This window comes from Achromobacter sp. UBA4530, assembly GCF_002388205.1.
GTDB lineage: Bacteria > Pseudomonadota > Gammaproteobacteria > Burkholderiales > Burkholderiaceae_B > Achromobacter > Achromobacter animicus.
Genome location: NZ_DGMA01000025.1, coordinates 301724 through 328709 on the forward strand (window position 1 = coordinate 301724; position 26986 = coordinate 328709).

24 protein-coding genes are annotated in these 26986 nt (G+C 65.0%); 4 read left to right on the forward strand and 20 right to left on the reverse strand.

Translation table 11 applies throughout. The features are described from left to right. Nucleotides 1-13: 13 nt before the first annotated feature. The 5 genes from B2W22_RS18385 to B2W22_RS18405 all read right to left on the reverse strand — a co-directional run bounded on the left by B2W22_RS18385 (nucleotide 14) and on the right by B2W22_RS18405 (nucleotide 6493). Nucleotides 14-1834: a bifunctional aspartate transaminase/aspartate 4-decarboxylase gene (locus tag B2W22_RS18385; protein WP_175184321.1), complete on the reverse strand. Its 1821-nt coding sequence runs from the start codon at nucleotides 1832-1834 to the stop codon at nucleotides 14-16. Between the two features lie 108 nt (nucleotides 1835-1942). Next, nucleotides 1943-3634, reverse strand: a complete 1692-nt coding sequence (gene aspT, locus B2W22_RS18390; protein ID WP_286939093.1) for an aspartate-alanine antiporter — start codon at nucleotides 3632-3634, stop codon at nucleotides 1943-1945. Between the two features lie 181 nt (nucleotides 3635-3815). Further along, nucleotides 3816-4745 carry an electron transfer flavoprotein subunit alpha/FixB family protein gene (locus B2W22_RS18395; protein ID WP_056567625.1) on the reverse strand — a complete coding sequence of 310 codons (930 nt, stop codon included), beginning with the start codon at nucleotides 4743-4745 and terminating at the stop codon, nucleotides 3816-3818. A gap of 2 nt (nucleotides 4746-4747) precedes the next feature. Continuing rightward, entirely contained in the window at nucleotides 4748-5497 is a 750-nt protein-coding gene (locus tag B2W22_RS18400) for an electron transfer flavoprotein subunit beta/FixA family protein (protein WP_056322273.1), read from the reverse strand. A gap of 72 nt (nucleotides 5498-5569) precedes the next feature. After that, nucleotides 5570-6493 carry a histone deacetylase family protein gene (locus B2W22_RS18405; protein ID WP_175124735.1) on the reverse strand — a complete coding sequence of 308 codons (924 nt, stop codon included), beginning with the start codon at nucleotides 6491-6493 and terminating at the stop codon, nucleotides 5570-5572. A gap of 10 nt (nucleotides 6494-6503) precedes the next feature. On the opposite strand from B2W22_RS18405, the gene mltB reads away from it, so the two are divergent. Continuing rightward, on the forward strand, nucleotides 6504-7664 hold the full coding sequence (gene mltB / locus B2W22_RS18410; RefSeq protein ID WP_286939096.1) for a lytic murein transglycosylase B: 1161 nt from the start codon (nucleotides 6504-6506) through the stop codon (nucleotides 7662-7664). A gap of 114 nt (nucleotides 7665-7778) precedes the next feature. Here the strand turns inward: mltB and cysM are convergent, their stop codons facing one another. The 15 genes from cysM to gyrA all read right to left on the reverse strand — a co-directional run bounded on the left by cysM (nucleotide 7779) and on the right by gyrA (nucleotide 24434). Beyond that, complete coding sequence (cysM, locus tag B2W22_RS18415) at nucleotides 7779-8687, reverse strand: cysteine synthase CysM (RefSeq protein WP_056569425.1); 909 nt, start codon at nucleotides 8685-8687, stop codon at nucleotides 7779-7781. 76 nt (nucleotides 8688-8763) lie between these two features. Then, a complete protein-coding gene (locus B2W22_RS18420) occupies nucleotides 8764-9273 on the reverse strand; it encodes a ComEA family DNA-binding protein (protein WP_286939099.1) in 510 nt (169 codons plus the stop codon). 222 nt (nucleotides 9274-9495) lie between these two features. Next, nucleotides 9496-10485, reverse strand: coding sequence for an ADP-glyceromanno-heptose 6-epimerase (gene rfaD / locus B2W22_RS18425; RefSeq protein WP_056567633.1), 990 nt, complete (start codon nucleotides 10483-10485; stop codon nucleotides 9496-9498). Continuing rightward, a complete protein-coding gene (rfaE1, locus tag B2W22_RS18430; RefSeq protein WP_175122830.1) occupies nucleotides 10482-11423 on the reverse strand; it encodes a D-glycero-beta-D-manno-heptose-7-phosphate kinase in 942 nt (313 codons plus the stop codon). Before rfaE1 ends, rfaD begins: the two co-directional genes overlap by 4 nt. Then, nucleotides 11420-12634: a lipopolysaccharide assembly protein LapB gene (gene lapB / locus B2W22_RS18435; RefSeq protein ID WP_175137465.1), complete on the reverse strand. Its 1215-nt coding sequence runs from the start codon at nucleotides 12632-12634 to the stop codon at nucleotides 11420-11422. Before lapB ends, rfaE1 begins: the two co-directional genes overlap by 4 nt. A 45-nt stretch (nucleotides 12635-12679) precedes the next feature. Then, nucleotides 12680-12994 carry a LapA family protein gene (locus B2W22_RS18440; protein ID WP_062838607.1) on the reverse strand — a complete coding sequence of 105 codons (315 nt, stop codon included), beginning with the start codon at nucleotides 12992-12994 and terminating at the stop codon, nucleotides 12680-12682. Between the two features lie 209 nt (nucleotides 12995-13203). Continuing rightward, the gene (locus tag B2W22_RS18445) at nucleotides 13204-13566 is read right to left on the reverse strand and encodes an integration host factor subunit beta (protein WP_056322254.1); all 363 of its coding nucleotides are present in this window, start codon (nucleotides 13564-13566) and stop codon (nucleotides 13204-13206) included. Nucleotides 13567-13569: 3 nt separating this feature from the next. Beyond that, nucleotides 13570-15282 (reverse strand): 30S ribosomal protein S1, encoded by a 1713-nt coding sequence (gene rpsA / locus B2W22_RS18450; RefSeq protein WP_175122832.1) that lies wholly within the window; start codon nucleotides 15280-15282, stop codon nucleotides 13570-13572. 223 nt (nucleotides 15283-15505) lie between these two features. Further along, a complete protein-coding gene (gene cmk / locus B2W22_RS18455; RefSeq protein ID WP_175137464.1) occupies nucleotides 15506-16192 on the reverse strand; it encodes a (d)CMP kinase in 687 nt (228 codons plus the stop codon). Nucleotides 16193-16207: 15 nt separating this feature from the next. Next, nucleotides 16208-17530 (reverse strand): 3-phosphoshikimate 1-carboxyvinyltransferase, encoded by a 1323-nt coding sequence (gene aroA, locus B2W22_RS18460; RefSeq protein ID WP_286939101.1) that lies wholly within the window; start codon nucleotides 17528-17530, stop codon nucleotides 16208-16210. Between the two features lie 4 nt (nucleotides 17531-17534). After that, nucleotides 17535-18437, reverse strand: coding sequence for a prephenate dehydrogenase (locus B2W22_RS18465; RefSeq protein WP_286939103.1), 903 nt, complete (start codon nucleotides 18435-18437; stop codon nucleotides 17535-17537). After that, the gene (hisC, locus tag B2W22_RS18470) at nucleotides 18434-19555 is read right to left on the reverse strand and encodes a histidinol-phosphate transaminase (RefSeq protein ID WP_175122836.1); all 1122 of its coding nucleotides are present in this window, start codon (nucleotides 19553-19555) and stop codon (nucleotides 18434-18436) included. Before hisC ends, B2W22_RS18465 begins: the two co-directional genes overlap by 4 nt. Nucleotides 19556-19565: 10 nt before the next feature. Then, complete coding sequence (pheA, locus tag B2W22_RS18475) at nucleotides 19566-20651, reverse strand: prephenate dehydratase (protein WP_175122837.1); 1086 nt, start codon at nucleotides 20649-20651, stop codon at nucleotides 19566-19568. After that, nucleotides 20644-21774 carry a 3-phosphoserine/phosphohydroxythreonine transaminase gene (serC, locus tag B2W22_RS18480; protein ID WP_175122838.1) on the reverse strand — a complete coding sequence of 377 codons (1131 nt, stop codon included), beginning with the start codon at nucleotides 21772-21774 and terminating at the stop codon, nucleotides 20644-20646. Before serC ends, pheA begins: the two co-directional genes overlap by 8 nt. Continuing rightward, nucleotides 21774-24434: a DNA gyrase subunit A gene (gyrA, locus tag B2W22_RS18485; protein ID WP_175122839.1), complete on the reverse strand. Its 2661-nt coding sequence runs from the start codon at nucleotides 24432-24434 to the stop codon at nucleotides 21774-21776. Before gyrA ends, serC begins: the two co-directional genes overlap by 1 nt. Nucleotides 24435-24846: 412 nt before the next feature. Here gyrA and ompA point away from each other — a divergent pair, with 412 nt between their 5' ends. The 3 genes from ompA (at nucleotide 24847) to B2W22_RS18500 (ending at nucleotide 26976) form a co-directional block, all read left to right on the forward strand. Continuing rightward, the gene (gene ompA, locus B2W22_RS18490; protein ID WP_056322232.1) at nucleotides 24847-25428 is read left to right on the forward strand and encodes an outer membrane protein OmpA; all 582 of its coding nucleotides are present in this window, start codon (nucleotides 24847-24849) and stop codon (nucleotides 25426-25428) included. Between the two features lie 148 nt (nucleotides 25429-25576). Continuing rightward, complete coding sequence (gene ubiG / locus B2W22_RS18495; RefSeq protein ID WP_105237922.1) at nucleotides 25577-26305, forward strand: bifunctional 2-polyprenyl-6-hydroxyphenol methylase/3-demethylubiquinol 3-O-methyltransferase UbiG; 729 nt, start codon at nucleotides 25577-25579, stop codon at nucleotides 26303-26305. Beyond that, nucleotides 26302-26976: an HAD-IA family hydrolase gene (locus B2W22_RS18500; protein ID WP_175122840.1), complete on the forward strand. Its 675-nt coding sequence runs from the start codon at nucleotides 26302-26304 to the stop codon at nucleotides 26974-26976. Before ubiG ends, B2W22_RS18500 begins: the two co-directional genes overlap by 4 nt. Nucleotides 26977-26986: the final 10 nt, after the last annotated feature.

The window sequence follows — 26986 nt, forward strand, 5'->3', positions numbered from 1 at the left end:
GTCTCTCGGTGGCCTACTTTGCGGTCGCCTTCTTGGCCGACTTGGCCGCCGTGTCCGCCTTCTTCACCGCCTTTTTCACGGCCTTCTTGGCCGCAGTCTTGCCGGCAGCCGCGCCCTTCTTGGCGGCCGATGCCTTGACCGTCTGGCCCTTGCCCGCGGTCGGACCGGAACGCACCAGCTCGGACGCCTTCCACGCCTCGACATACTCGGTCGCGGACTCGACCATGTACTTGCCGATCTTGGCGTAGTCCGCATCGTCCAGGTTCGCCAGCGAGATCCGGATCGACCACGGCGGCCCGCCAAACCCGCCGCCGTCCATCAGCACCACGCCCGTCTTCTCCGCCAGGCGGAACAGGAAGTCCACCGGCTCGTAGTTGTCGATCATGTACTTGCAGAACGCATCGCCGTACATGATCTTGGCCCAGACCATGAAGTCCAGTTCGACGTAATACCAGCCGCGCATCGGATCTTCCGGCGGCATCGGGATGCCCAGCCCGCGCCACAACGCGTCGCGTCGGCTGCGCACGATCTGCATGGTCAGGTGCTTGTAGGCGTCCTTCAGGTCCAGCAGGTGCGACAGCGCAAAAAAGCCCATCTGAACCTGCTGCGGCAAGGACAGCCCCGCCGTGTGGTTCAGCGCCACTTCGCGGCTGTCGGCAACCAGGCGGTCGATGAACTTCAGCTTTTCGGGCTCCATCGTCATGGCGCCGTAGCGCTTGTCCAGGCGCTTTTTCCAGGACGCGGGCAGCTCGGCGATGCGCCGGTCCATCGTGTTGTTTTCGTGCGTGGCGATGACGCCCAGGCGCCAGCCGGTGCAGCCGAAGTTCTTTGAGAACGAGTACACGCAGATGGTGTTCTGCGGCACCTCCGCCATCAGCGAGCGGAAGTTCGGCACGAAGGTGCCGTACACGTCGTCGGTCACCAGCACCAGGTCGGGATTCTTGCGGATGATGCGCACGATCTGCTTCATCTCGGCAGGGCTGAACGCCACCGACGGCGGGTTGCTGGGGTTCACCGTGACCGCCAGCTTGATCTTGGGATCTTCCAGTTTGGCGATTTCCGAGGCCGGATAATGCCAATCGTGCGTGCCGTCGGCGCGCAGGCTGCTGGCGTTGATGCCGACGATCTTGAACTGGAAACGCTCCAGGTGCGCGATCTCGATATAGGGCGTGAACGTCGGCAGGAACAGCGCGATGGTGTCGCCCTGCTTCAAGAGGCCGTTGACCATCAGCGAATCGAAGATGTAGCACATGGCGGCTGTGCCGCCTTCCACCGGGAAGAGGTCGAACTTGCCCTTGGGCGGGCGGCCGTCGCACATTTCCTTGATCAGGTAGTCGTGGATGATCTGCTCGGTGTGCACCAACGCGCGCGGCGGCACGGGATAGTGATCGCCGATGATGCTGTCGGTCAGTTCATGGATCCACTCGTCCGGATCGAACCCCTTGATCTTGACGCCGTATTCCAGCACCCCGACCAGAAAATCGTAGCCGTCCTCGCTCTTGTGCTTGGACAGAAACTTGCGCAGCCGGTCGGCGCATCCCTTCTTGGCCGGCATGCCCGCCAGGATGCCCTCGTCGCGCACCCGGCGCGCCTCTTTCATGGCGAACCGGCCCATCAGGAAGAAGGCGTCCCGCGGCTCCGTGGCGATCCAGTTGGGATTGCCGCGGCCCGCATTCAACATGGACGCCGCAGCAGACTGCTGGCTGTCCTTGGCCAACGTGATCAGGTAGTCCTTCAGTTCGAACGGTGAGAGTTGCTCCAGGTCGCGTTGGTGGGAACGCGTGGTCTTCAGGGCCGAGGCCAGGCTGACGGTGACAGGCGCAGTGGAAGCCATTTTGTGTACTCCTGGTGTGCATGTTGACAGGCGCCATCAAGTCGAGCGCCGTTACGATTGCCGCGCTTCTATCCAGCACCCGCAAGCCGGCGCTTGCGGGCAGTCCTGCTAAGCCATGAGCATGACGATGACAATGCCCCAGATGATGAGCAGGGTATTGCCGATGGCGTAAGGCACCGTGTAGCCAAGCGCCGGGACCTGGCTCTTTGCCGTCTCGGTGATCTGGCCGATCGCCGCGGTGGTGGTCCGCGCCCCCGCGCACACGCCTAATGAGATGGCGGGGTGGAACTTGAAGACGTAGCGGGCAATGAGCACGCCCAGGATCATCGGGATGCTGGTGGCGATGACGCCCGCGATGAACAGCTTTGCGCCCAGCTGCTGGAAGCCCTGCACAAAGCCCGGTCCCGACACGATGCCCACCACCGCGACGAATGCGGTCAGGCCCACCGATGTCAGGAACCAATGCACCGGCTCGGGCACGCGCCCGAACGTTGGATGCACCGACCGCAGATAGCCGAAGATGAGGCCCGAGATCAGCGCGCCGCCCGAGGTGGAGAGCGTGATCGGAATGCCGCCCACCGTCAGCACCAGCGTGCCGAACAGGCCGCCCAGCAGGATGCCGAAGCCCACGAACACCATGTCGGTCTGGTTGGTGGCGCGGTCCACGTAGCCCAGCTTGCTGGCCACGCGTTCGACGTCGCGTGTGGCGCCCAGGATGAAGAGGCGGTCGCCGCGGTCCAGTTTCAGGCCCCAGTTGACCGGCATCTCGTGGCCGCCGCGCACGACCTTGCGCAGGAACACGCCGCGGCCCAGTTGGCGCACGGTCTCGTTCTCGGCAAGTTCCTTGAGCGTCTTGCCGGCCACGTTCTTGTTGGTCAGCACGACTTCGACGATCTCCGCCGGCAGGTTGATGACGTCGCGGTCCTCGACCTCGGTGCCGATGAGGCCCGAGGCCTGCAGCACCAGCGCGTCATGGCGGCCCGTCACGCCCAGCACGTCGCCGGCCTGCAGCATCGTGGTCGAGTCGGCGTCGATGATCTGGTCGCCGCGGTGAATGCGCTCGACAAAGACCCGGGCGTTCACGAACTTTGCTTCCAGTTCGCCCACCGTCTTTCCGGCGTATTCCGCGTTGTCCAGCCGGTACGCCCGCGCCGTGAACTTGCGGTAGCCCGACAGTTCCATCGAGTCGGCCCCGCCGGACATCTTGGCCTCGTAGTCCTTGCATTCCTTCACGATGTCCACGCGCATCAGCTTGGGACCGAGGGACGCCAACAGCCAGGCGCTGCCGACCGTGCCGAAGATGTAGCAGACCGCGTACGCGACGGGAATGTTGTCGATCCACTGTTTCTTGGTCGCCGCGTCGACGGACAGGCCGTTGATCGTGTCGGTCGCCACGCCCATGACCGCCGATATCGTCTGCGCGCCGGACAGCAGCCCAGCGCCGGTGCCGGCATCAAAGCCGAATCCGATGGCGGTCACCCAGGTGACCAGCAGGCAGAGCACGCAGATGATGACGGCAAAGATGACCTGCGGAAGGCCATCGCTTTTCATGCCGCGGAAGAATTGCGGTCCGACGCCGTAGCCAAGACCAAAAAGAAAAAGCAGGAAGAACACCTGCTTGAGAATGGGAGCAATCGAAATGTTGAGCTGGCCGACCAGCACGCCCACCAACAATGTCCCGGTCACTGCGCCCAGATTGAATCCGAAGATTTTCTTGGCCCCGATCCAATAACCGAGGCCCAGGGTCAAGAAAATCGCCAGCTCCGGGTACTTACGTAGCGTGTCAAAGAACCATTCCATCACGAATCTCCTTCGTTCTGTACAGGTCAAGCACAATCGCAAACGGTGAGTAGCGCGAAGTACGTTATCAGAGTCTTTCAGAAAATCAAAGATTTTCGAATATCTGAAATAAATGCGTGGCGCGTCCGCAAAAAAAACCGCGGACCCGAAGGCCCGCGGTTTTGATCGAACCGGCTGAAACTTACAGCGCGTTCGTCAGCTCGGGAACGACCGTGAACAGGTCGCCCACCAGGCCGTAATCGGCGACGCCGAAAATCGGCGCTTCGGCGTCCTTGTTGATCGCAACGATGACCTTCGAATCCTTCATGCCGGCCAGATGCTGGATGGCGCCCGAGATGCCGACGGCCACGTACAGCTGCGGCGCGACGATCTTGCCGGTCTGGCCAACCTGCCAGTCGTTCGGCGCGTAGCCCGCGTCGACCGCGGCGCGCGAAGCGCCCAGTGCGGCGCCCAGCTTGTCGGCCAGCGGATCCAGGATCTTGAAGTTCTCGGCGCTGCCCAGACCACGGCCGCCCGAGACCACGACGCGCGCGCCGGCCAGTTCGGGACGATCGCTCTTGGCGACTTCGCGGCCCACGAACGTGGACAGGCCGGAATCGGCCACGGCAGCGGCGTCTTCGACCGAGGCGGAACCGCCTTGGGCGGCGACGGCGTCAAAGCCGGTCGTGCGCACGGTGATGACCTTGACGGCGTCGGCCGATTGCACGGTGGCAATGGCGTTGCCAGCGTAGATCGGGCGCTGGAACGTGTCGGCGGATTCGACACCGATGATGTCGGAGATCTGGGCCACGTCCAGCTTGGCGGCAACGCGCGGCGCCACGTTCTTGCCCGACGCGGTGGCCGGGAACAGGATGTGGCTGTAGTTCGAGGCCACGGCCAGCACCTGCGCCGCGACGTTTTCGGCCAGACCGTCCGCCAGATGCGGGGCATCGGCCAACAGCACCTTCGCCACGCCAGCGGCTTGGGCAGCCTGGTCGGCCACGGCGCGCGCGTTGGCGCCGGCGACCAGCACGTGCACGTCGCCTCCGATCTTGGCGGCGGCGGCGATGGCGTTCAGGGTTGCGCCCTTGAGTTGGGCGTTATCGTGTTCGGCAATAACCAGCGTCGTCATGATCAGACCACCTTCGCTTCGTTCTTGAGTTTGTCCACCAGCGCCGCGACGTCGGCAACCTTGATGCCGGCCTTGCGGGCGGGCGGCTCGCTGACCTTCAGCGTCTTCAGGCGGGGCGCGGGATCAACGCCCAGGTCTTGCGGCGTGACGGTGTCCAACTGCTTTTTCTTGGCCTTCATGATGTTCGGCAGCGTGACGTAGCGCGGCTCGTTCAGGCGCAGGTCGGTGGTCACGATGGCGGGCAGCTTGAGCGACAGGGTTTCCAGGCCGCCGTCGACTTCACGCGTCACGGTGACCTTGCCGTCGGCCAGCTCGACCTTGCTGGCGAACGTGGCTTGCGGCCAGTCGAGCAACGCGGCGAGCATCTGGCCGGTCTGGTTGGCGTCGTCGTCGATGGCCTGCTTGCCCAGGATCACGAGCTGGGGCTGTTCCTTGTCGACCAGCGCCTTGAGCAGCTTGGCGACAGCCAGCGGTTGCAGTTCGGCATCGGTCTGGACCAGCACGCCGCGATCGGCGCCGATGGCCATGGCGGTGCGCAGTGTCTCCTGGCATTGCGCAACGCCGCAAGAAACCGCCACGACTTCAGCGACCGCGCCCTTTTCCTTCAGGCGGGTGGCTTCTTCGACGGCGATTTCGTCAAAGGGGTTCATGGACATCTTCACGTTGGCGATATCCACGCCGGTCTGATCAGACTTGACGCGCACCTTGACGTTGTAGTCAACGACGCGCTTGACAGGTACCAACACCTTCATCCCGCTGCCTCCAATTGGAAAATAATGACCCGGCTTTGCGCCGGGATCGCATTGCACAATTTTTTCCTGATTCTACAGCTTCGCCAGCGCCCGTATGTGCGCGACCACGCTGCGGCCCAGGGCCGACAAGTTGTAACCGCCCTCGAGCGTGCTCACGATCCGGCCCTGACAGTGTCGGTCCGCCACGTCGACAAGCTGCTCGGTGATCCAGGCATAGTCCGCCTCGACCAGCCCCATCTGCCCCATGTCGTCCTCGCGGTGGGCGTCAAAGCCCGCCGACACGAGGATCAGTTCGGGGCGGTGCGCTTCCAGCCGCGGCAGCCACGTGTCCGTGACGATGGTCCGGACGGCGGCGCCCGCGGTGTAGGCAGGCACGGGCACATTCAGCATGTTGGCGGCCGGGTGATTCGCGCCGCTGTTGGGGAAGAACGGATGCTGGAAAAAGCTGCACATCAGCACCCGATCATCGCCGGCGAAGACGTCTTCCGTGCCGTTGCCATGGTGAACGTCAAAATCGACGATCGCCACGCGCGTCAGGCCGTGGAAGTCCATGGCGTGCTGCGCCGCAATGGCGACGTTATTGAAAAAGCAGAATCCCATGGCCTGCGATCGGCAGGCATGATGCCCCGGCGGGCGCACCGCGCAGAAGGCCGTACGCGCCTCGCCGCCCAGCACCGCGTCGACCGCGGCCACCCCGGCGCCCGCGGCATGCAGCGCGGCTTCGTAGGTGTGCGGGTTCATGAGGGTGTCGGGATCGATAGGGTAATACCCTTGGTCCGGCGTATGTTTCTGCAAACTGTCCAGGTACTGGACAGTGTGCACGCGCAAGAGGTCATTGCGGGACGCCTGCGGCGCCTGCCGGTCATCCAGATAAGGCATCAATCCGCTTGCGAGCAACTGATCGGAGATGGCGTCCAGCCTCTGGGGGCTTTCCGGATGCCAGCTTCCCATTTCATGCAAGCGGCATGCCGGGTGGGTAAGATACATGGTCTCCATAAGGAAGATTATGTTCATCTGTCGGCGAATACTGCAACTCGGCGCGCTTTCCGCCCTGCTGGCGGGGTGCTCCACCACCACTCCCACCGCAACACCCTCCACGTCCCTCGCTCCCCAAACGGCCCAGGCTTCAGGGACAACCCCCATCCGCATCGGGCCCAGCACGCCGACGCTCGGCCCCGAACTGGCGGACGACGCACCCGCCACGCTGACGCCGTCGGGCGCGCTGCGCCCCGAGGTCCGCACCTTCGTCGAGAACCTGGCCGCCGAACGGCAGCTGCCGCTGGCGCCGATGGTGTCCGCCTTGGAAAGCTCGCGCTACAACGCGACGGTCGCGCGGCTGATTGCGCCCTCCCCGCCGGGCAAAAAGGTCTGGCGCAGCTGGCTGACCTACCGGTCGCGCTTCGTCGAGCCCAAGCGCATCGCCTGGGGCGTCGAGTTCTACAACGAAAACCGCGACCTGCTGAATCAGGCCGCGCAACGGTTCGGCGTGCCCGCGCCCATCATTGCCTCCATCATCGGCGTCGAAACGCTGTATGGCCGCAACATGGGCAACTTCCGCGTCCTGGACGCGCTGGCCACGCTGGCCTTTGACTACCCCGATCCCGCCAAGCCCGAGCGCGCCACCATGTTCCGCACCCAATTGGCGGACTTTCTGACGCTGGTCATGAACGACAAGCTCGAGCTGGAAACGCAGGGCTCCTATGCCGGCGCCATCGGCATGCCGCAATTCATGCCGACCAGCGTGATGCACTACGCCGTGGACGGCGACGGCAACGGCCATATCGACCTGACCAACAATACGCAGGACGCGATCATGTCCGTGGGCAGCTTCCTGGCGCAGCACGGTTGGCAGCGCGGCCTGCCGGTGTTCGCGCCCGTGGTGCTGCCCGCCGATCCCACCGCGCTGGTGGACGGCGGCCTGGAGCCCAAGCAAAGCTGGACCACGCTGTCGGCGGCCGGCTCGCAGCTCAAGCCCGGCGCGACCAGCGATGGCTGGAGCAGCCAGCCGCTGGGCGTGGTGGATCTGGTCGAAGAAATGCGCGGCACGGCGCAGTATCGCGTGGGCACGCCCAACTTCTTTGCCCTGACCAAGTACAACCGCAGCTACTTCTATGCGACGTCGGTGGCGGATCTGGCAACGGAGATCGAGGCCCGCGTCGCGCGGTGAGCGACCTCGTGCGGACACGTCCGCGCCGAAAGACAAACGCCCTGGCAGGTTCAACCGCCAGGGCGTTTTTCATTTGGGTGCCCTACTGGCCGGGGCGGCCGGGAGCCCCGCGTGTCAGTTGAACACGCCCGTCGACAGATAGCGATCGCCGCGGTCGCACACGATGAACACGATGGTCGCATCGTTGACGCGTTCGGCAACCCGCAGGGCCGCGACCAGCGCGCCGGCCGACGAGATGCCGCCGAAAATGCCTTCCTCGGCAGCCAGCCGCCGTGCCATCACTTCGGCCTCGGATTGCTGGATGGACTCGTAGGCGTCCACGCGGCTGCGGTCGAAGATCTTGGGCAGGTAGGCCTCGGGCCACTTGCGGATGCCGGGAATCTGCGATCCTTCGGCCGGCTGCGCGCCCACCACCTGCACGGCGGGATTGCGAGACTTCAGGTAGGTGGACACGCCCATGATCGTGCCCGTGGTGCCCATCGCGCTGACGAAGTGGGTGATGCGTCCTTCCGTCTGATTCCAGAGTTCCGGGCCCGTCGTTTCGATGTGCGCGCGCGGATTGTCGGGATTGGCGAACTGGTCCAGCACCACGCCACGGCCATCGGCCTGCATCTCGGTGGCCAGGTCGCGGGCGTATTCCATGCCGCCCTTGTCGGCCGGCGTCAGGATCAGCTCAGCGCCATAGGCGGCCATGGCTGCGCGCCGCTCGACGGACAGGTTGTCCGGCATGATCAGGATCATGCGGTAACCCTTCATGGCGGCCGCCATGGCCAGCGCAATGCCGGTGTTGCCGCTGGTGGCCTCGATGAGGGTGTCGCCGGGCTTGATGTCGCCGCGCTCTTCCGCGCGCTGGATCATCGACAAGGCGGGACGATCCTTGACAGATCCCGCCGGGTTGTTGCCTTCCAGCTTGGCCAGGATGACATTGCCGCGCGCGTCGCCCGCCGCCCCAGGAATGCGCTGCAGGCGCACCAGGGGCGTGTTGCCGACGGTCTGCTCGATAGTGGGGTAGGTAGTAGTCATGCGGTCGATCATAACTCCGCCCGGCGCCGCGCGGCCGCAAAAGCCGCGCACACGCCAGGGTTAGCCAGAACCCGGCTCAGGGCTTTGCGCGGACCTGTGCCGGCGCACTGGCGGCAGGCGGCGCCGGCTTTGGCGCAGCGGCCTTGCCGGGCGCGGGCCGGGCTCCGGGCGCCGCGCCGGACTGGCCTGCCGACGGCTTGGCGGCCGCACCCGCCGCGCCGATTGTCAGCCCGGCCGCCTGCAGCGCCTGAGCCTTTTTCTGGCCGATGCCCCGCACACGTTCGGTCAGGTCGTCCAGCGACTCAAAGCCGCCGCCGCGCTCGCGTTCACGGACGATGATTTCAGCGGTGCGCGGGCCGATGCCTCGCACGCCCTCAAGCTGGGCTGCGGTGGCCTGGTTGATGTCCACCGCATGCGCGGGCGGCGCGGCCACGCCCAGGCCAGCGGACAGCAGCAACGCGCCGAGCGCCCGCCGCAGGATGCGGTGCCGCTCGCGGGGGCATGCGGTCATGGCCGCGGGACGCGCGCGGCGCCACGAGGCCAGAGGCACGTTGCGGGCAACGGTGGGATGGACGAAGGGATTCATGGGGTTCTCCTGACGGTTCTGGACGCGACGGTTGACGCGCCCCGTTGCCATCATCGGGGCGGGCGGCTCGCAGCGCCGGTCCGGTGAACCAAAACATCCACCCCGGCAACTACGCGTGCAGATACCCCGGCAATGTCCCCGGCCAATGGCAGGCAACGTCGCGGGCAAAAAAAAGCCACCGCGTCGCGGTGGCCTTCGTTGTCGCCTTGCCTGCGCGGCGGATTACTTCCGGGCGCGCCAGTAGCGCACGTACTCGGCCACGCCCGTCTGCACATCGCGCATCGGCGCAGCAAAACCGGCGGCCCGAAGCTGCGTGACGTCCGCCTGCGTGTAGCTCTGGTAGCGTCCCTTGAGGTCGTCCGGGAACGGGATGTAGCGGATCAGATCCAGCTCGGCCAGTTGAGCCAGCGTCAGCTCGGCTTCGCCCCGCTCGGCGCGCAGCGTGTTCACCACCGCGGCCGCCACGTCGTTGAACGGCTGCGCCTTGCCGGTGCCGCAATTGAAGATGCCCGATTGCTCGGGGTGATCCAGGAAATGCAGATTCACCGCCACCACATCCTCGACCGAGATGAAGTCACGGCTCTGGCCGCCATCCACGTAGCCGTCCCAGCCCGCAAAGAGGCGCACGTGCCCGTGCTCCAGGAACTGGTTCATGTTGTGGAACGCCACCGAGGCCATGCGGCCCTTGTGCTGCTCGTGCGGACCGTACACGTTGAAGTACCGCAGACCGACGACCTGCGCCGTCAGGCTGTCCATGCGCTTGCGCAGCACCTGGTCGAACAGCAGCTTGGAATAGCCGTAGACGTTCAGCGGGCCCTCGTTGTCGGGATGCTCGACGTAGGTCGTCGAACCGCCGTACACGGCCGCCGAGGACGCATACAGGAACGGCACGCGGCGCGCCTGGCAGAACTCGAAGAGTTCCAGCGTGACGCGGTAGTTGTTGTCCAGCATGTAGCGGCCGTTGCGCTCGGTCGTGTCCGAGCACGCACCCTGGTGCAGCACCGCGCGGATTTCGGGCAGGCTGCCATCGGCGACGCGCCGGCGGAAGTCGTCCTTGTCCATGTAGTCGGCGATCTTGCAGTCGACCAGATTGACGAACTTGTCGCCTTCGGTCAGATCGTCGACGGCAATGATGTCTTCGATGCCGCGGCGGTTGAGTCCGCGAACCAGGTTGCTGCCAATGAAGCCCGCGGCTCCGGTAACGACGATCATGAGGATTCTCCTGCCAATTCCGCGGCCGTGACGACGGACGTGCCCAGCTTGCCCACGGCGATGCCGCCGGCCTTGTTGGCCCAGCCCATGGCTTCGGCCCACGGCAAACCGATGGCGCGCGTAACCGCCAGCGTGGCCAGCACGGTGTCGCCCGCACCGGACACATCGAACACCTCATGCGCTTGCGCGTCGGTGTGGTCGCGTCCCGCATCGGAAAACAAAGTCATGCCTTGCTCGGACCGCGTCACGAGCAAGGCTTCAAGGTCCAGATCGGCGCGCAGGCGCTGCGCACGATCGGTCAATTCGGCTTCGGACGTCCAGCGGCCAACTGCCTGCTGCATCTCCGAGCGGTTGGGCGTGACCAGCGTCGCGCCGCGATAACGCGAATAGTCGTCGCCCTTGGGGTCCACCAGCACCGGGATGCCCGCGCTGCGCGCCAGCGCAATCAGCGATTCGACCCGGGTCAGCACGCCTTTGGCATAGTCCGACAGAACGACGATGTCGTGGTTGGCCAGATGCCGGGCCAGCGCGGCGTCCACCGCGTCAAGCGATGGCTGGGTGGGATGCTGTTCGAAGTCCACACGCAGCAGCTGTTGCTGGCGGCCCAGCACGCGCATCTTGAGGGTGGTGTGCAGTTCGTTGTCGGCAATCAGGTCGCCCTGGATGCCGGCCTCGGTGGCCAGGCGCCGAACGCTGTCGCCGGCTTCGTCCTGGCCCAGCACGCCGACCAGGGTCACGTGGCCACCCAAGGCCGCGACGTTGCGCGCCACGTTGGCGGCGCCGCCCAGACGGTCTTCGCGTCGCGCGACCCGCACGACCGGCACCGGCGCTTCGGGCGAGATACGTTCGACTTCACCGAACCAGTAGCGATCCAGCATGACGTCGCCAACCACGAGCACGCGGCTACGCGAAATGGCTTCGGCGGGAAAAGAGTTCATTCAAGTTCTTCCAGACGGCGCGGCGCATAGGTTTCCCAGGCGTTGCAGCCGGGACATTGCCAGTAAAAACGACGCGCTTGAAAACCGCAATTGCGGCATGCGTAGCGATCGAGCCGTTGCGTGTGCTTGTGAATCAGGCTGCGCAGCAGCGTCAGATCGGCGCCCGGCACCGGACCGTGATCGCCGTCGCTGTCGCCGTTGGCGAGTTCGGCTTCCAGCAAGCGATCCAGCCCCAACAGCGAAGGATGGCTGCGCAGCGCGCCGCGGGCAAAGGCCCACGCGGTCGCGGCGCCCTGCTGCACCCGCAGCTCCCGGAACACGACATTGAAAAGGTCCAGGGACGCATGGCGGCCATACTGCTTTTGCAGGAAATCCAAGCCCTCCGCCACCTGGTTGGCATTGCGGTAATTGGCCAGCAACTGTTCGGCCACCAGCCCGGCGTATTCGGACGCGTCGGTCATGACCGACTCGAGATACAGCCGTTCGCGCTTCGGATCCTGTTCGATCAGCGCCAGGCGCGCCCGCAGCATGGCGGTGCGCACCTTGGCGCCCTTGCTCGAGGCGGCTTCGGTGGTGGACAGCGCATGGTCCGCCGCGTCCAGCGCCTCGTGCGCGGCCTCGACGTCGGCGGGCTTGGCCGCCAACGCGGTCTGGGCCTGTTCGCAGTAGTAATGCACGATTTGCGGGACGGGCTCGTCGATCAGGCCTTGCAGGGTCTTCACGGCCTCGATCGCGCGCGGCCAATCGTGCTCGGATTCATAAATGCGGATCAGCGAGCGCAGCGCGGGCAAGGCGTAGCGCGTGTCCTTGAGCTGCTCGAAACCGCTTTCGGCGCGATCCAGCATCCCTGCCTTCAGGAAGTCCTGCGCCAGCTCGTGCTGCGCGTGTTCGCGTTCGGCCTGCGGCAGGTCGGAACGGTTCAGCAGGCTTTGGTGCACCCGGATAGCGCGCTCCATTTCGCCGCGGCGGCGGAACAGACTGCCCAAAGCAAAGTGCAGCTCCGTGGTTTCCGGGTCCAGCTTGGCGACTTCGACGAAGGCGTCGATGGCGCGATCAGGCTCTTCATTGAGCAGGAAATTCAGCCCGCGGAAATAGGAGTCGGGCAGGCTGCGCGTTTCCCGCAGCATCTGCCGGATGTCGAATCGCGCGGCCAGCCAGCCCAGCGCGAACAGCACCGGGACGAATATCAACCACCAAGGTTCAAAATCCACTATTCGGACTCATGCGGTAATTCGGTGCAAAAAGGCGGCGCGATGTCACAGCGGCGACATGGGAGCGACGGCTTCGGGGGGCACGACGGGCGTCGTGCCATTGGCGGCGGCCTGGATGCGATCCAGTTCGCGGCGCAGGCGGATGGCCTCGCGGCGGCGGCGCAGCGCGGCGGGCACCGTCAGCAGCAGGCCGAACAGCGCGCCAAGCACGAACACGACCAGCATGACGACGATCAGCGGGACATCCTGGATGACGTAGTCGGCGTAGAACTTCACGGCGACGGGGTCGGTGTTCTTCAAGGCGAACATCAACACCGCAACAAAGACGAGCAATCGCAGGGCCCAGACGAGATAGCGCATGGCGCATGCTCCAGATGATTCGAGACCGTCAATTGTAAGCGACGTCTTCATGACGAGAGAAAAAAAAGCCCCAAGGCGGAGCACGGCCGGCCCTTGCGCAAGCCGGGCGCCCGCATGAACCGGCGCCACAAAAACAAAGCCCCTTGATTTCTCAAGGGGCTTTGCTCGCGGTCCGATCTGCCCGAAGGCAGCCCTGCCTGGCCGACGCGTCAGTGCATGGCGTGCAAACCTGCCATGGAAGACGGCATCGACTCGCTCGACCCAGAGGATTGAGCGTCCTCGTCATTGCCGCCGACCAGGTCCACCCGCTCGCGCAATTCCTTGCCCGCCTTGAAGTGCGGCACCTGTTTACCAGGCACCAGCACCTGCTCGCCGGATTTGGGATTGCGACCGATACGGGGTGACCGTTGCGACAACGAGAAGCTGCCAAAACCGCGGATCTCGATGCGCTGACCCGAGGCCAGGGCCTGGGTCATTGCATCCAGTACGGTCTTGACCGCGTAATCGGTGTCGCGGGCGGCCAGCTGAGGATAGCGGGCCGCCAAGGCGGCGATCAGCTCCGACTTGGTCACGAATTAACCGTCGTTGCGCTGTTGGTCCAGCTTGGCCTTCAGCAGCGCGCCGAGGTTGGTGGTGCCGGACGAAGCGCTGGCATCGGACATGCGCTGGATCGTGTCGGCGGTTTCGGCGTTGTCACGGGCCTTGATCGACAGTTGGATCGAACGCGTCTTGCGGTCGATGTTGACGATCATGGCTTCGATGTTTTCGCCGGCGGACAGCACGGTGGTGGCATCTTCGACGCGGCCCGAGGAGATCTCGGAAGCGCGCAGGTAGCCTTCGACGTCCACGGACAGCGTCACGACGGCGCCCTTGGCTTCGACGGACTTGATGGTGCCCGGAACGACGGCGCCCTTGTCAAACGTGGCGACGAAGTTGTTGAAGGGGTCGCCTTCCAGCTGCTTGATACCCAGCGAGATGCGTTCCTTGTCGGTGTCGATGCCCAGAACCACGGCTTCGATTTCGTCACCCTTCTTGAAGTTGCGCACGGCTTCTTCACCAGATTCCGCCCACGACAGGTCGGACAGGTGAACCAGGCCGTCGATGCCGCCGGGCAGGCCGACGAACACGCCGAAGTCGGTGATCGACTTGATGGCGCCGCGGACCTTGTCACCACGCTTGAAGTTCGTGGCGAACTCTTCCCACGGGTTCTGGCGGCACTGCTTCATGCCCAGCGAAATACGGCGACGGTCTTCGTCGATTTCCAGGACCATGACTTCGACTTCTTCGCCCAGGGTCACAACCTTGCGCGGGTCGACGTTCTTGTTGGTCCAGTCCATTTCGGACACGTGGACCAGACCTTCGATGCCGGCTTCGACTTCAACGAACGCGCCGTAGTCGGTCAGGTTCGTGACCTTGCCGAACAGGCGGGTGCCTTGCGGGTAGCGGCGAGCCAGGCCCACCCACGGATCTTCGCCAAGCTGCTTGACGCCCAGGGAGACGCGGCTCTTTTCCTGGTCGAACTTGAGGACCTTGGCTTCGACTTCCTGACCCACTTGCAGGACTTCGGAGGGGTGACGCACACGGCGCCAGGCCATGTCGGTGATGTGCAGCAGACCATCGATGCCGCCCAGGTCGACGAACGCGCCGTAGTCGGTGATGTTCTTGACCACGCCCTTGACCACGGCACCTTCGTGCAGGGTTTCGAGCAGCTTTTGACGCTCTTCGCCCATGCTGGCTTCCAGCACCTGGCGACGCGACAGCACAACGTTGTTGCGCTTGCGGTCGAGCTTGATGACCTTGAATTCGAGGGTCTTGCCTTCGTACGGGGTGGTGTCCTTGACCGGACGCAGGTCCACCAGCGAACCCGGCAGGAAGGCGCGGATGCCGTTGGTCATGACGGTCAGGCCGCCCTTCACCTTGCCGGTGATGGTGCCGGTAACCAGTTCGCCGTTCTCCAGGGCCTTTTCCAGTTGCAGCCAGGCCGACAGGCGCTTGGCGCGGTCACGCGACAGGATGGTGTCGCCGTAGCCGTTTTCCAGGGAATCGATGGCCACCGAGACGAAATCGCCAGGTTGCACTTCGAGCTCGCCCTGGTCGTTCAGGAACTCTTCCAGGGGGATCAGCGCTTCGGACTTCAGGCCGGCGTTGACGACGACGAAATTGTGGTCGACGCGCACGACTTCGGCGCTGATGACCTCGCCGGACTTCATGTCCTGGCTCTTGAGGCTTTGTGCGAAAAGGTCGGCGAAGCTTTCGCCGCCGGTGGCGGTAGTGGAAACGGAAGACATGGGGTTGAAATCCATTGGGCCGAAATGGCCGTTAAGAACACACCGCAGCGGATTGCCCGCCACAGTGGAGTCAAAATACCTGCCGGCTGGCTGACCCTTGCGGGGTGGCCCGTGGGGGAGTCGCCTGGCTTGAGCAGGGCCTAATCAAAAAATGCTAAAAACTGCCGGTAGCAATACTGCCTGTAGCAACACTGCCCGTAAATTCACTTAACTTCACTTAATTTCACGGGTTGGCTTGCTGCCAGAAATCCAGGATTGCCTGCACCGTTTCCGCGATCGTCAGATTGGACGAATCCAGCACGTGTGCATCTGCTGCGGGAGCCAGCGGCGCAGTGGCGCGCCCGGTGTCGCGCGCGTCACGCTCGCGCATATCCCGCAAAAGGTCGTCTAGGTTAGCAGAAATTCCCTTTTCGATCAACTGCTTACGCCGCCTCTCCGCCCGGGCGACCACGTCGGCGACCAGGAAGACCTTCAGGGACGCGTCCGGGAACACGACGGTGCCCATGTCGCGGCCGTCCGCAACCAGGCCGGGCGGCAGCCGGAAGGCGCGCTGGCGCTCGAGCAAGGCCTGCCGCACCCCCGGGAAAGCCGCCACGCGAGATGCGAAATTGCCCACTTCCTCGCGGCGGATGTCATGGCCGGCATCGGCCCCTTCGAGGTAAACGTGCGGTCCGTCGAACCGCACATCCAGCGTCTCGGCCACGCGCGCCACGGCGGGCTCGTCGTCGGCGGCAACGCCGCGGTTGATGGCAGCCAGCGCAGTCAGCCGGTAGAGGGCGCCGCTGTCCAGCACCGCCCAGCCCAGCGCCTTGGCGACGCGATGAGCCACGGTGCCCTTGCCGGACGCGGTGGGACCGTCGATCGTGATGACCGGGGCCAGGGAGGCGGGAGTTGAAGCAGTCAAAGTCATGGATGCGATGCAGCGCTAGGGCGAAACCAGGCCGGCGTAGACGTCAAAGTAACCCGGGAACGTCTTGCTGACACATCCGGGATCAAGAATGCGGACCGCCGCCGGTCCGAATGCCGCCAGCGAAAAGCACATCGCCATGCGGTGGTCGTCCCAGGTGCCGATGTGGGCATCGCGCCAGGCGTCCTGCGCCGGCGGCGTCACGCGCAGCCAATCGGGGCCGGACTCCACCTGCGCGCCCAGCTTTTCCAGCTCGGTCTGCATGGCATGGATGCGGTCCGTCTCCTTGACGCGCCAGCTGCCGATGTTGCGCAGCCGGCAAGGACCGTCGGCATAAAGGGCCAGCGCCGCGGCTGTCATCGCCGCGTCGGGGATCAGGTTGAAATCGGTATCAAAGGCCTTGAGGCGCTCGCCGTCGGCAACCTGCACGCCCGACACCTCGATCCAGTCAGGACCGTAGGTAACCTTGGCGCCCATGTCGGCCAGTGTGCTCGCGAATCCCACATCGCCCTGGATGCTGTCGGCGCCGACGCCGGTCACGCGCACCGGGCCGCCGCCAATGGCGCCCAGCGCCAGGAAATACGACGCCGTCGATGCGTCCCCTTCCACGGCGATCTGCCCCGGACTGCGATAGGCGGCGCCCGCGTCCACAACGAATCGGCTCCAGCCGTCCCGCTGCACCAGCACGCCAAAGCGCGCCATCAGGTTCAGCGTGATCTCGATGTAGGGCTTGGAAATCAGCTCTCCCAAGACCTCGATCGTGACGGGCTTGCCGCTGCGAGCAGCCTGCAAAGGCGCGGCCAGCAGCAAGGCGGTCAGGAACTGGCTGGAGACCGAACCCTGCACGCGGGTCACGGCGGTTTCAGCGATGTCGCCGCGGCCGATGTGCAGCGGCGGATAACCCGGCTGGCCCAGATAGTCGATACGCGCGCCCAGCGCGTTCAGGGCATCGACCAGGTCGCCGATCGGGCGCTCGTGCATGCGCGGCACGCCGGACAGGCGGTAGTCGCCGCCCATGAGGGCCAGAGCCGCCGTCAACGGACGGATTGCGGTGCCCGCATTACCCATGAAGAGGTCGGCGCTTTCCACCGGAAAACGGCGCACGCCCTGCACCGTGACGCGCCCGGCTTCCAGGTCGGACACCTGCACGCCCAACTGGCGCAACGCCGCCAGCATGACGCGAGTGTCGTCGGAGTCCAGCAGGCCGGTGATGACCGTCGTGCCTTCGGCGATGGCCGACAGCAACAGCACGCGGTTGGAAATGCTCTTGGATCCCGGCAAGGCCATCGCGCCCTGCGCGCGCCGCACGCGCGGCAGATCGAGGTAAGACAAAGCGCCCATTGAACTACTCCTTGCGCCAGCCGCGGCGCGCACGCGCCGCCGTGTCCAGCAGCGTCAGCAAAGCCTCGCCGTCGCCATCGGCGATGGCGCGCTCGGCCCGGTCCAGCACGCCGCGCACAGCGGCCAGCTCGGCCAGCATCGCGTCGCGATTGGACAAAAAAATGTCGCGCCACATTTCGGGCGATCCGGCGGCAATACGGGTGAAATCACGAAAGCCGCTGCCCGCCAGTTCCAGCCGGGTCGCGGCGTCGGCGGCCGTGGCCACCTGTTCCATATACACCGACGACAGCAGATGCGGAAGATGGCTGACCGACGCGAGCACGCGATCGTGTGCGTCGGCGTCCATGTCGATCACGTGCGCGCCGCAAGCCTGCCAAGCCTGGCGCACGAACGCCATGGCCGCCGCGCCGTTTTCAGGCACAGGCGTGAGGATGACGGTGCGTCCGCGGTAGAGGTCCGCATCCGCGGCTTCCGGCCCGGTGCGCTCGGCGCCCGCGATGGGATGGCCCGGCACGAACTGCCCGATGCGATCGCCCAGCGCATCGCGCGCCGCCTCGACCACTTCGGCCTTGGTGCTGCCGCCGTCGGTCAGGACGGCGCGCGGCGAGAGGTGCGTCCGCATCTGCGACAGCACATTTGTCAGGCCGCCGACCGGCGTTGCCAGCATGATGAGATCCGCCTGGGCCGCCGCGGCTTCGGCCGTCACGGCCTCGTCGATGAGGCCCAGCGCCACAGCGCGTTCCAGCGACTGCGCATTGCGCCCCACGCCCAGCACCTTGCCCACCTGCCCTGCCTGCCGCAAGGCCGCCGCGAACGATCCGCCGATCAAGCCGACGCCAACCACTGCCAATACAGGAATCAGGGGGCCCGCGGCCCCCTGATCTGAAGAAGGTAACGCGTCGTTCATGCGGTCAGGATGGCGGTCAGGGCGTCGATGAATCGGGCGTTCTCTTGAGGCAGTCCGATGGACACGCGGAGCCACTCCGGCAGACCGTCGCCCGCAACGGGACGCACGATGACGCCGCGCTTGAGGAGTTCAAGATTGATGCGAGGCGCGTCGCCCACGTGGACCAGCACGAAGTTGCCATAGCTGGGCACGTAACGCAGATTCAGCTTGTCGAACGCGGCGCACAACTGGGCCTTGCCTGCCTTGTTGGAAGCGTAGGCTTCCTCGAGGTAGTCGGCATCGCCGAGTGCGGCGATGGCTGCGGCTTGGGCCAGCGTATTAACGTTGAACGGCTGGCGCACGCGGTTTAGCAGGTCGGTCAGACCGGGCTGCGCCACCGAGAAACCGACGCGCAGGCCGGCCAGGCCATAAGCCTTGGAGAACGTGCGCGACACGATCAGGTTCGGGTACTGGCGCGCCAGCGCGGTGCTGTCAAAGCGCAGCTCCGGATCCAGGTATTCGTTGTAGGCCTCGTCCAGCACGACCGTGACGCGGTCGCCGTGCGCGGCATGCACGCGTTCCAGGAAGTCCGCAACCTTGTCGCCCGGCACGAAGGTGCCGGTGGGGTTGTTCGGGTTGGCGATGAACACCAGGCGCGTGTCGTCGGCGATCGCGTCGAACATCGCATCCAGGTCGTGGCCGTGGTCCACGGCGGGCACCACGATGTGGCGCGCGCCGCGCGCCTGCGTGGCCAGGCGGTAGACCGCAAACGAGTGCTGCGCGTACACCGCGGAAGCGCCCGGCTCCAGCAGCGCCAGCGCGGCGATTTCCAGGATGTCGTTCGAGCCGTTGCCGAGCGTGATCCAGTTCATCGGCACGCCGTAGCGTTCAGCCAGCGCCGCCTTCAGGTCAAAGCCGTTGGGGTCCGGGTAGCGTGCCAGCGATTCGGCCGCAGCCAGCATGGCCGCCTTCGCCGATTTGGGCATGCCCAACGGGTTTTCGTTGGACGCCAGCTTGACGATGGTCGCCGGATCCAGCCCGAATTCGCGGGCCAGTTCTTCGATCGGCTTGCCTGCCTGGTACGGGGCGATGGCGCTGACGTGCACGGGGGCAACGAGGGGCTTGGATGCGTGGGTCATGATGTGGGATTCACTGCGCCGGGTACGAACCCAGCACTTTGAGGTAGGCAACCTGCGCCTGCAGGGCCGCCAGGGCGCGCTCGACATTCGGGTCGTTCCGATGGCCCAGGACGTCGACGTAGAAATAGTATTCCCACTGGCCCGTGCGCGCGGGGCGCGACTCGAAGCGCGTCATCGACACGCCGTTGGCGGCCAGGGGCGCCAGCATTTCATAGACGGCGCCCGCGCGGTTCGGCACCGCCAGGATCAGGCTGGTCTTGTCCTTGCCGCTGACCAGGGGCTCGATGTTGCCGATTGCCAGGAAGCGGGTGCGGTTGTGCGGGTCATCCTGGATGCCGGCGGCGACGATCTGCAGGTTCCAGGCGGGCGCAGCCACTTCGCCGGCAATGGCCGCGATGCTCGCATCCGACGCGGCGGCGCGCGCTGCTTCGGAATTGCTGGAGGCGGCCACGCGCTCGACGTCGGGATAGTTGCGCGTCAGCCAGCCCTGGCACTGGGCCAGCGCCTGCGGGTGCGCGGAAATGGTCTTGATGCCGTCCATGCCGCCCGATTGCGACATCAGGCAATGGCGGATGACGAGCGAACGCTCGCCCAGGATCTTGACCGGCGTGTTCAGCAGCAGGTCCAGGCTGCGGTTGACGGCGCCTTCGGTGGAATTTTCCACCGGCACCATCCCCACGTCGGCCTGGCCGGCTTCCACGGCGCGGAAGACCTCGTCGAACGAGGCGCAAGGCAGCTTCTGGACCGCATGGCCAAAGTGTTCCAGCGCGGCCTGCTCAGAGAAAGAACCCTGCGGTCCCAAAAACGCGACGGTCATGCCGCGCTCCAGGCCCCGGCATGCGGAGATGATTTCGGTCCAGACCGACGCCACGCCGGCGTTCGGGAACGGACCGGGATTGATCTGCTGCAGGCGGCGGATGACCTCGGCTTCGCGTTCGGGACGCAGCACGGGTCCATCGGCGTGCGCGGCATGCTTGGCCTCGCCCACTTCCAGCGCGGCGCGCGCGCGCTGCGACAGAAGATCGAGAATCTGCGCATCGAGGTCGTCGATGCGCTTGCGCAGGGGAAGCAGCTTGCGCTGCAGCTCGTCATCCATGGCGGCGCTCGAATTCCTTCAGGTACTCGACCAGCGCCGCCACGCCTTCGAGCGGCAGCGCGTTGTAGATGGAGGCGCGCATGCCGCCCACGCTCTTGTGGCCTTTCAACTGCGTGAGGCCCGCTGCCTCGGCGCCCTTCAGAAAGGCGTCGTTGAGCGACTCGTCATGCAGCACGAACGGCACGTTCATGCGCGAACGCACGGGTGCGTGAATGGGATTGCGGTAGAAGCTGGTGCTGTCCAGGTAGCCGTACAGCAGATCGGCCTTCGCCTTGTTGGCGGCTTCCATGCCGGCCACGCCGCCATTGGCCTTGACCCACTTGAACACCAGGCCCGCGATGTAGATCGCGAAGGTAGGCGGGGTGTTGTAGCGCGAGTGTTCGGCCGCTACGTTGGCGTAGTCGAACGCCGAGGGGCAGATCGGCAAGGCCTGGCCAATCAGGTCGCGGCGCGCGATGACCATGGTGACGCCGGCCGGGCCAGCGTTTTTCTGCGCGCCGGCGTACATCATGCCGCAGCGCGACACGTCCATCGGGCGCGACAGGAAGTGCGAAGAGGCGTCGATGACCAGAGGCACGTCGGGTGCACCGAGGTCAGCGGTGTCGGGCCAGTCCAGGAATTCGACACCGCCAATGGTTTCGTTGCTGCACAGGTGCAGATAGGCCGATTCCTTGCGCACCTGCCAGGTATCGGCAGGAGGCACCCAGGTCAGCGGCGCCTGTTCGCGGCCGTCAATCTGGGTGGCGTGGTCGGAGCTGGCCGCGACGTGCGTGCTGCCGTAGCGGCCGGCTTCCTTGTACGAACGCTTGGACCAATGGCCCGTCACGACGAAATCCGCGGCTGGCGCGCCGCGGCGTCCCATGAGATTCATGGGAACGATGGCGTTTTCCCCGGAACCGCCGCCTTGCATGAACATGACGGCGTAATCGGCCGGCAGGCCCAGCAAGTCGCGCAGATCGGACTCTGCTTCATCGCAGATCTGCACGAAATGCTTGCCGCGATGGCTCATTTCCATCACGGACATGCCGCTGCCGTGCCAGTCCAGCATTTCTGCAGCGGCTTGCTGCAGCACCACCTCGGGCAAGACCGAGGGGCCGGCCGAGAAGTTCCAGGGGCGGGCCATTATTGCTCCGTAGGTTCCGTCGAATCTGCTGCGTCGTTGCTGTCGTCGCCACCGGTTTGCTGGCCGTCTTCGTCCAGTTCGCCGTCATCGTCCGCGTCGCTTTCGACGACACGGCGCACGCCGGACAGCGTGCTGCCGTCGTCGACGTTGATCAGCGTGACGCCCTGCGTCGCACGGCCCATTTCGCGGATTTCCGCGACACGGGTGCGCACCAGGACGCCGCCGGTGGTGATGAGCATGATCTCATCGGTAGGCGTGACCAGCACCGCCCCCACCACCTTGCCGTTACGCGAGGTGGTCTGGATGGCGATCATGCCCTTCGTGCCGCGGCCATGGCGCGTGTACTCCGCGATCGGCGTGCGCTTGCCGTAGCCGTTTTCCGTGGCGGTCAGCACCGTCTGCGTTTCGTCGCCGGCGACCAGCAGCGCGATGACCGTCTGCGTGTCCTCGAGCATCATGCCGCGCACGCCGCGGGCGTTACGGCCCATCGGACGCACGTCGTTTTCGTCGAAGCGCACGGCCTTGCCGGCGTCCGAGAACAGCATGACGTCGTGCTTGCCGTCGGTGAGATCCGCGCCGATCAGGTAGTCGCCATCGTCAAGGTCGACGGCGATGATGCCGGCCTTGCGCGGGTTGGAGAAGTCGGACAGCGGGGTCTTCTTGACCGTGCCGCGCGAGGTCGCCATGAAGACATAGTGGTCTTCGCTGAATTCCTTGACCGGCAGCACCACCGTGATCTTCTCGCCGTCGGCCAGCGGGAACATGTTGACGATCGGCTTGCCGCGCGAGTTACGCGTGCCTTGCGGCACTTCCCAGACCTTCAGCCAGTACACACGGCCGCGATTCGAGAAGCACAGCAGGAAGTCATGCGTGTTGGCGATGAAGAGCTGGTCGATCCAGTCGTTTTCCTTCATGGCCGTCGCCTGCTTGCCGCGTCCGCCACGCTTTTGCGAGCGGTACTCGGACAGCGGCTGGCTCTTGATGTAGCCGCCGTGCGACAGCGTCACGACCATGTCGGTCGGCGTGATCAGGTCTTCGGTATCGAGTTCCGTCGCGTTCAGTTCGATTTCCGAACGGCGCGAATCCTTGGCGCCGGTCGAGAACTCGGCCTTGATGGCCTGCAGCTCTTCGCTGATGATCGTCGTGATGCGCTCGGGACGGGCCAGGATGTCCAGCAGGTCGGCGATGGTGGACATGATGTCCTTGTACTCGCCAACAATCTTGTCCTGCTCCAGCCCGGTCAGGCGTTGCAGGCGCATGTTCAGGATTTCCTGGGCCTGCGTATCGCTCAGGCGATACAGGCCGTCGCCCTGAAGACCGAACTCGACGCCCAGATCGTCCGGACGGAAAGCCGCGCGGCCGCCCGGCGTGTCGCCGTCGGCGCGCGACAGCATTTCGCGCACCAGCGACGAATCCCAGGACTTCGCCATCAGTTCCTGACGGGCGACAGGAGGAGTCGGGGCCGCCTTGATGATCGCGATGAAATCGTCGATGTTTGCCAGCGCCACCGCCAGGCCTTCCAGCACGTGGCCGCGCTCGCGGGCCTTGCGCAACTGGAAAACCGTGCGGCGCGTGACCACTTCCCGGCGATGCTGCAGGAAGTAGTCGATCATCTGCTTCAGGTTGAGCAGGCGGGGCTGGCCGTCGACCAGCGCCACCAGGTTCATCCCGAAGGTGTCCTGCAGCTGGGTGTTCTTGTAGAGGTTGTTCAGCACGACCTCGGGCACTTCGCCGCGCTTGAGCTCGATGACAAGGCGCATGCCGTCCTTGTCCGACTCGTCGCGGATGTCGGAGATGCCTTCGATCTTCTTGTCGTTGACCAGCTCTGCGATGCGTTCCTGCAGCGTCTTCTTATTGACCTGGTAGGGAATCGCGTCGATCACGATCGCCTGGCGATTGCCCTTCTCCATGTCTTCGAAGTGCGTCTTGGCGCGCATGATGACGCGGCCGCGACCCGTGCGATAGCCTTCGCGCACGCCGGACATGCCATAGATGATGCCGCCCGTGGGGAAGTCCGGCGCCGGGATGAGCTCGATCAGCTCATCGACCGTGCACGCCGGATTGCGCAGGCAGTACAGGCAGCCGTCGACCACTTCCTGGAGGTTGTGCGGCGGAATGTTGGTCGCCATGCCCACCGCGATGCCGGAGCTGCCGTTGACCAGCAGGTTGGGCAGGCGCGACGGCAGCAGCAGGGGTTCCTGTTCGCTGCCGTCGTAGTTGGGTCCGAAGTCGACGGTTTCCTGGTCGATGTCGGCCAGGAGCTCGTGGGCGATCTTGGCCAGGCGGATTTCGGTGTAACGCATCGCCGCGGCGTTGTCGCCGTCGATGGAACCGAAGTTGCCCTGGCCGTCGACCAGCATGTAGCGCATGGAGAAATCCTGCGCCATGCGGACAATGGTGTCGTACACGGACTGGTCGCCGTGGGGGTGGTACTTACCGATGACGTCCCCGACGATACGCGCTGACTTCTTGTAGGCGCGGTTCCAGTCGTTGTTCAGCTCGTGCATCGCGTAGAGCACGCGCCGGTGGACAGGCTTCAAGCCGTCCCGCACATCCGGTAGCGCCCGACCGACGATCACGCTCATCGCGTAATCGAGGTAACTGCGGCGCATCTCTTCTTCCAGCGATACCGGAAGCGTCTCCTTGGCAAAGGAATCCATATATATAACGACAGAATCGTGTAAGGAGGAACCCGGGCCGGGTAAACAGGAAATTCTATCATTCGATTGGGGGACCGGTCCGATGGGCCGTCCGAAGGCGCCGAAAGCGGGCCGCGACGGACCGATCAGAAACGCCGCCCGGCCACGCCCACCCGCGCCCTGCGGCCCTGTTGTCAAAAACCAACATGGGAAACGGCAGGAGTGCCGAAAACGTCATATCCAGCATTAATGCGCCTGTCCAGGGAAGCCAAAGCCCCCCAAATGCCTTAAGATTGTTTCCAGCACGCAGGAAACCCAGTAGCTATTCCTTTGAACCAGCTCTTGGCGTTGCTATACTGGCCCCGTTTTCCTGATATGCGGCGGGGGTTCGCTGCGAGTCACTTATCCAGCTTCAAGCTCAACGAGGAGAAACATGAACAAACCCTCCAAATTCGCTCTGGCGCTCGCCTTCGCCGCCGTCACGGCCTCTGGTGTAGCTTCCGCGCAAACCGTGGACAACTGGCGCAACCCGTTCGGTAACGTTTGGAAGAACGGCACGAACGAACTGTGCTGGCGCGATGCCTTCTGGACCCCGGCCACCGGTATCCCCGGTTGCGACGGCGTCCCGGTTGCCCAACAGAAGGCGAAGCCGGCCCCGATGGCGGCAAAGGTCGTGTTCAATGCTGACACGTTCTTCGACTTCGACAAGTCGACCCTGAAGCCCGAAGGTCGCCAACTGCTGCAGCAAGTCGCTCAGCAAGCCAGCACCATCGATCTGGAAACGATCATCGCCGTCGGCCACACCGACTCGATCGGTACCGAACAGTACAACCAGAAGCTGTCCGAGCGCCGCGCCGCTTCGGTCAAGGCTTACCTGGTCAGCCTGGGCATCGACCCCAACCGTATCTACACGGAAGGCAAGGGCGAACTGCAGCCGATCGCTTCCAACAAGACGAAGGAAGGCCGCGCCCAGAACCGTCGCGTTGAGATCGAAATCGTGGGTAGCCGCAAGTAATTGCCGGACTAGCTACAATAAGGGGGCCTCGCATAGCGAGGCCCTTTTTTTCGCCTGCGATGCACCCCTCTGGTGCATCGGCAAGCCCCTTCCTCGCCTAGCGCGCTGGACCCCTCTATATATAGAGCAGCTTTACGCCGGACCGCCCATGAACACGCAAACTCACGACACCGCGCAAGCCTCCGTCAACGCCGATCAGGCCGAAATCGACAAGTTCAGCGCCTTGGCCAGCCGCTGGTGGGACCCCGAAAGCGAGTTCAAGCCGCTGCATGCCATCAATCCGCTGCGGCTGGAGTGGATTCAGGAATGCGCCGGCAGCCTAGCCGGCCGCAAGGTGCTGGACGTAGGTTGCGGCGGCGGCATCCTGTCGGAAGCGATGGCCCGCAGCGGCGCCGATGTAACCGGCATCGACCTGGCCGACAAGTCCCTGAAGATCGCGCGCCTGCATGGCCTGGAATCGGGCGTGAAGGTGGAGTACCGCAAGGTGCCCGTCGAAGAACTGGCTGCCGAGCAGCCGGGTCAGTACGACGTGGTGACCTGCATGGAAATGCTGGAGCACGTGCCGGATCCGGCCTCGATCGTGCGCGCCTGCTCGACGCTGGTGAAACCTGGCGGCTGGGTGTTCTTTTCCACGCTGAACCGCAACGCCAAGTCGTTCGTGTTCGCGATCATCGGCGCGGAGTACGTCCTGCGCCTCCTGCCCCGCGGCACCCACACCTACGACCAGTTCATCAAGCCCAGCGAGCTGTCGGCGGCGGCGCGCGGCGCGGCCCTGGAACCGGTGAGCATGCGCGGCATGGAATACAACCCGATCACCCAGATCTACTCGCTGACTTCCGACACCTCGGTCAACTATCTGATGGCAACCCGTAAATGAGCGCCCTGATCCTGTTCGATTTCGACGGCACCCTGGCCGACACCGCCCCCGACCTGGCAGCCGCCGCGAACCGTCAGCGCACCCGCCGCGGCTTGGAGCCGATGGCATACGAGGCGCTGCGTCCCGTGGCATCTCAGGGCGCGCGCGGACTGTTGCGCGTCGCGCTGAACCTGCAACCGGGCGACGCAGACTATGAGCCCACCCGCCTGCAGTTTTTGGAAGACTACGCCGCCAGCTCGACGGTTCACAGCAAGCTGTTCCCCGGGATCGAAGACCTGCTGGCCGACATCCGCAACCGTGGCATGTCCTGGGGCATCGTCACCAACAAGGTCACCTACCTGACCCTGCCCATCGTCGAATTCCTGGACCTGACGCGCGACAGCGCCGTGCTGGTCTGCGGCGACACCACTGCCCACGCCAAGCCGCATCCCCTACCCTTGCAGCACGCCGCGCGCGAAGCGGGTTTTGAGACCGACCGCTGCGTCTACGTCGGCGATGACCTGCGCGATATCCAGGCCGCCCACGCGGCGGGCATGCCCGCTGTCGCCGCGGCCTATGGTTATGTCGGCGAAGACGACAACGTCATTGCCTGGCAGGCTGAAACCTGCGCGAATTCGCCAGAGGAACTCTGGTCCGCCATCGAGCCGCTGCTGCCCCGCGACTTGCGCTAAATTTCGAGGA

Coding starts and splice junctions, on each gene's coding strand:
- B2W22_RS18385 (WP_175184321.1), bottom strand. CDS start 1,834: ATGGCTTCCACTGCGCCTGTCACCGTCAGCCTGGCCTCGGCCCTGAAG.
- aspT (WP_286939093.1), bottom strand. CDS start 3,634: ATGGAATGGTTCTTTGACACGCTACGTAAGTACCCGGAGCTGGCGATT.
- B2W22_RS18395 (WP_056567625.1), bottom strand. CDS start 4,745: ATGACGACGCTGGTTATTGCCGAACACGATAACGCCCAACTCAAGGGC.
- B2W22_RS18400 (WP_056322273.1), bottom strand. CDS start 5,497: ATGAAGGTGTTGGTACCTGTCAAGCGCGTCGTTGACTACAACGTCAAG.
- B2W22_RS18405 (WP_175124735.1), bottom strand. CDS start 6,493: ATGGAGACCATGTATCTTACCCACCCGGCATGCCGCTTGCATGAAATG.
- mltB (WP_286939096.1), top strand. CDS start 6,504: ATGTTCATCTGTCGGCGAATACTGCAACTCGGCGCGCTTTCCGCCCTG.
- cysM (WP_056569425.1), bottom strand. CDS start 8,687: ATGACTACTACCTACCCCACTATCGAGCAGACCGTCGGCAACACGCCC.
- B2W22_RS18420 (WP_286939099.1), bottom strand. CDS start 9,273: ATGAATCCCTTCGTCCATCCCACCGTTGCCCGCAACGTGCCTCTGGCC.
- rfaD (WP_056567633.1), bottom strand. CDS start 10,485: ATGATCGTCGTTACCGGAGCCGCGGGCTTCATTGGCAGCAACCTGGTT.
- rfaE1 (WP_175122830.1), bottom strand. CDS start 11,423: ATGAACTCTTTTCCCGCCGAAGCCATTTCGCGTAGCCGCGTGCTCGTG.
- B2W22_RS18440 (WP_062838607.1), bottom strand. CDS start 12,994: ATGCGCTATCTCGTCTGGGCCCTGCGATTGCTCGTCTTTGTTGCGGTG.
- rpsA (WP_175122832.1), bottom strand. CDS start 15,282: ATGTCTTCCGTTTCCACTACCGCCACCGGCGGCGAAAGCTTCGCCGAC.
- cmk (WP_175137464.1), bottom strand. CDS start 16,192: ATGACTTTGACTGCTTCAACTCCCGCCTCCCTGGCCCCGGTCATCACG.
- aroA (WP_286939101.1), bottom strand. CDS start 17,530: ATGGGCGCTTTGTCTTACCTCGATCTGCCGCGCGTGCGGCGCGCGCAG.
- B2W22_RS18465 (WP_286939103.1), bottom strand. CDS start 18,437: ATGAACGACGCGTTACCTTCTTCAGATCAGGGGGCCGCGGGCCCCCTG.
- hisC (WP_175122836.1), bottom strand. CDS start 19,555: ATGACCCACGCATCCAAGCCCCTCGTTGCCCCCGTGCACGTCAGCGCC.
- pheA (WP_175122837.1), bottom strand. CDS start 20,651: ATGGATGACGAGCTGCAGCGCAAGCTGCTTCCCCTGCGCAAGCGCATC.
- serC (WP_175122838.1), bottom strand. CDS start 21,774: ATGGCCCGCCCCTGGAACTTCTCGGCCGGCCCCTCGGTCTTGCCCGAG.
- gyrA (WP_175122839.1), bottom strand. CDS start 24,434: ATGGATTCCTTTGCCAAGGAGACGCTTCCGGTATCGCTGGAAGAAGAG.
- ompA (WP_056322232.1), top strand. CDS start 24,847: ATGAACAAACCCTCCAAATTCGCTCTGGCGCTCGCCTTCGCCGCCGTC.
- ubiG (WP_105237922.1), top strand. CDS start 25,577: ATGAACACGCAAACTCACGACACCGCGCAAGCCTCCGTCAACGCCGAT.
- B2W22_RS18500 (WP_175122840.1), top strand. CDS start 26,302: ATGAGCGCCCTGATCCTGTTCGATTTCGACGGCACCCTGGCCGACACC.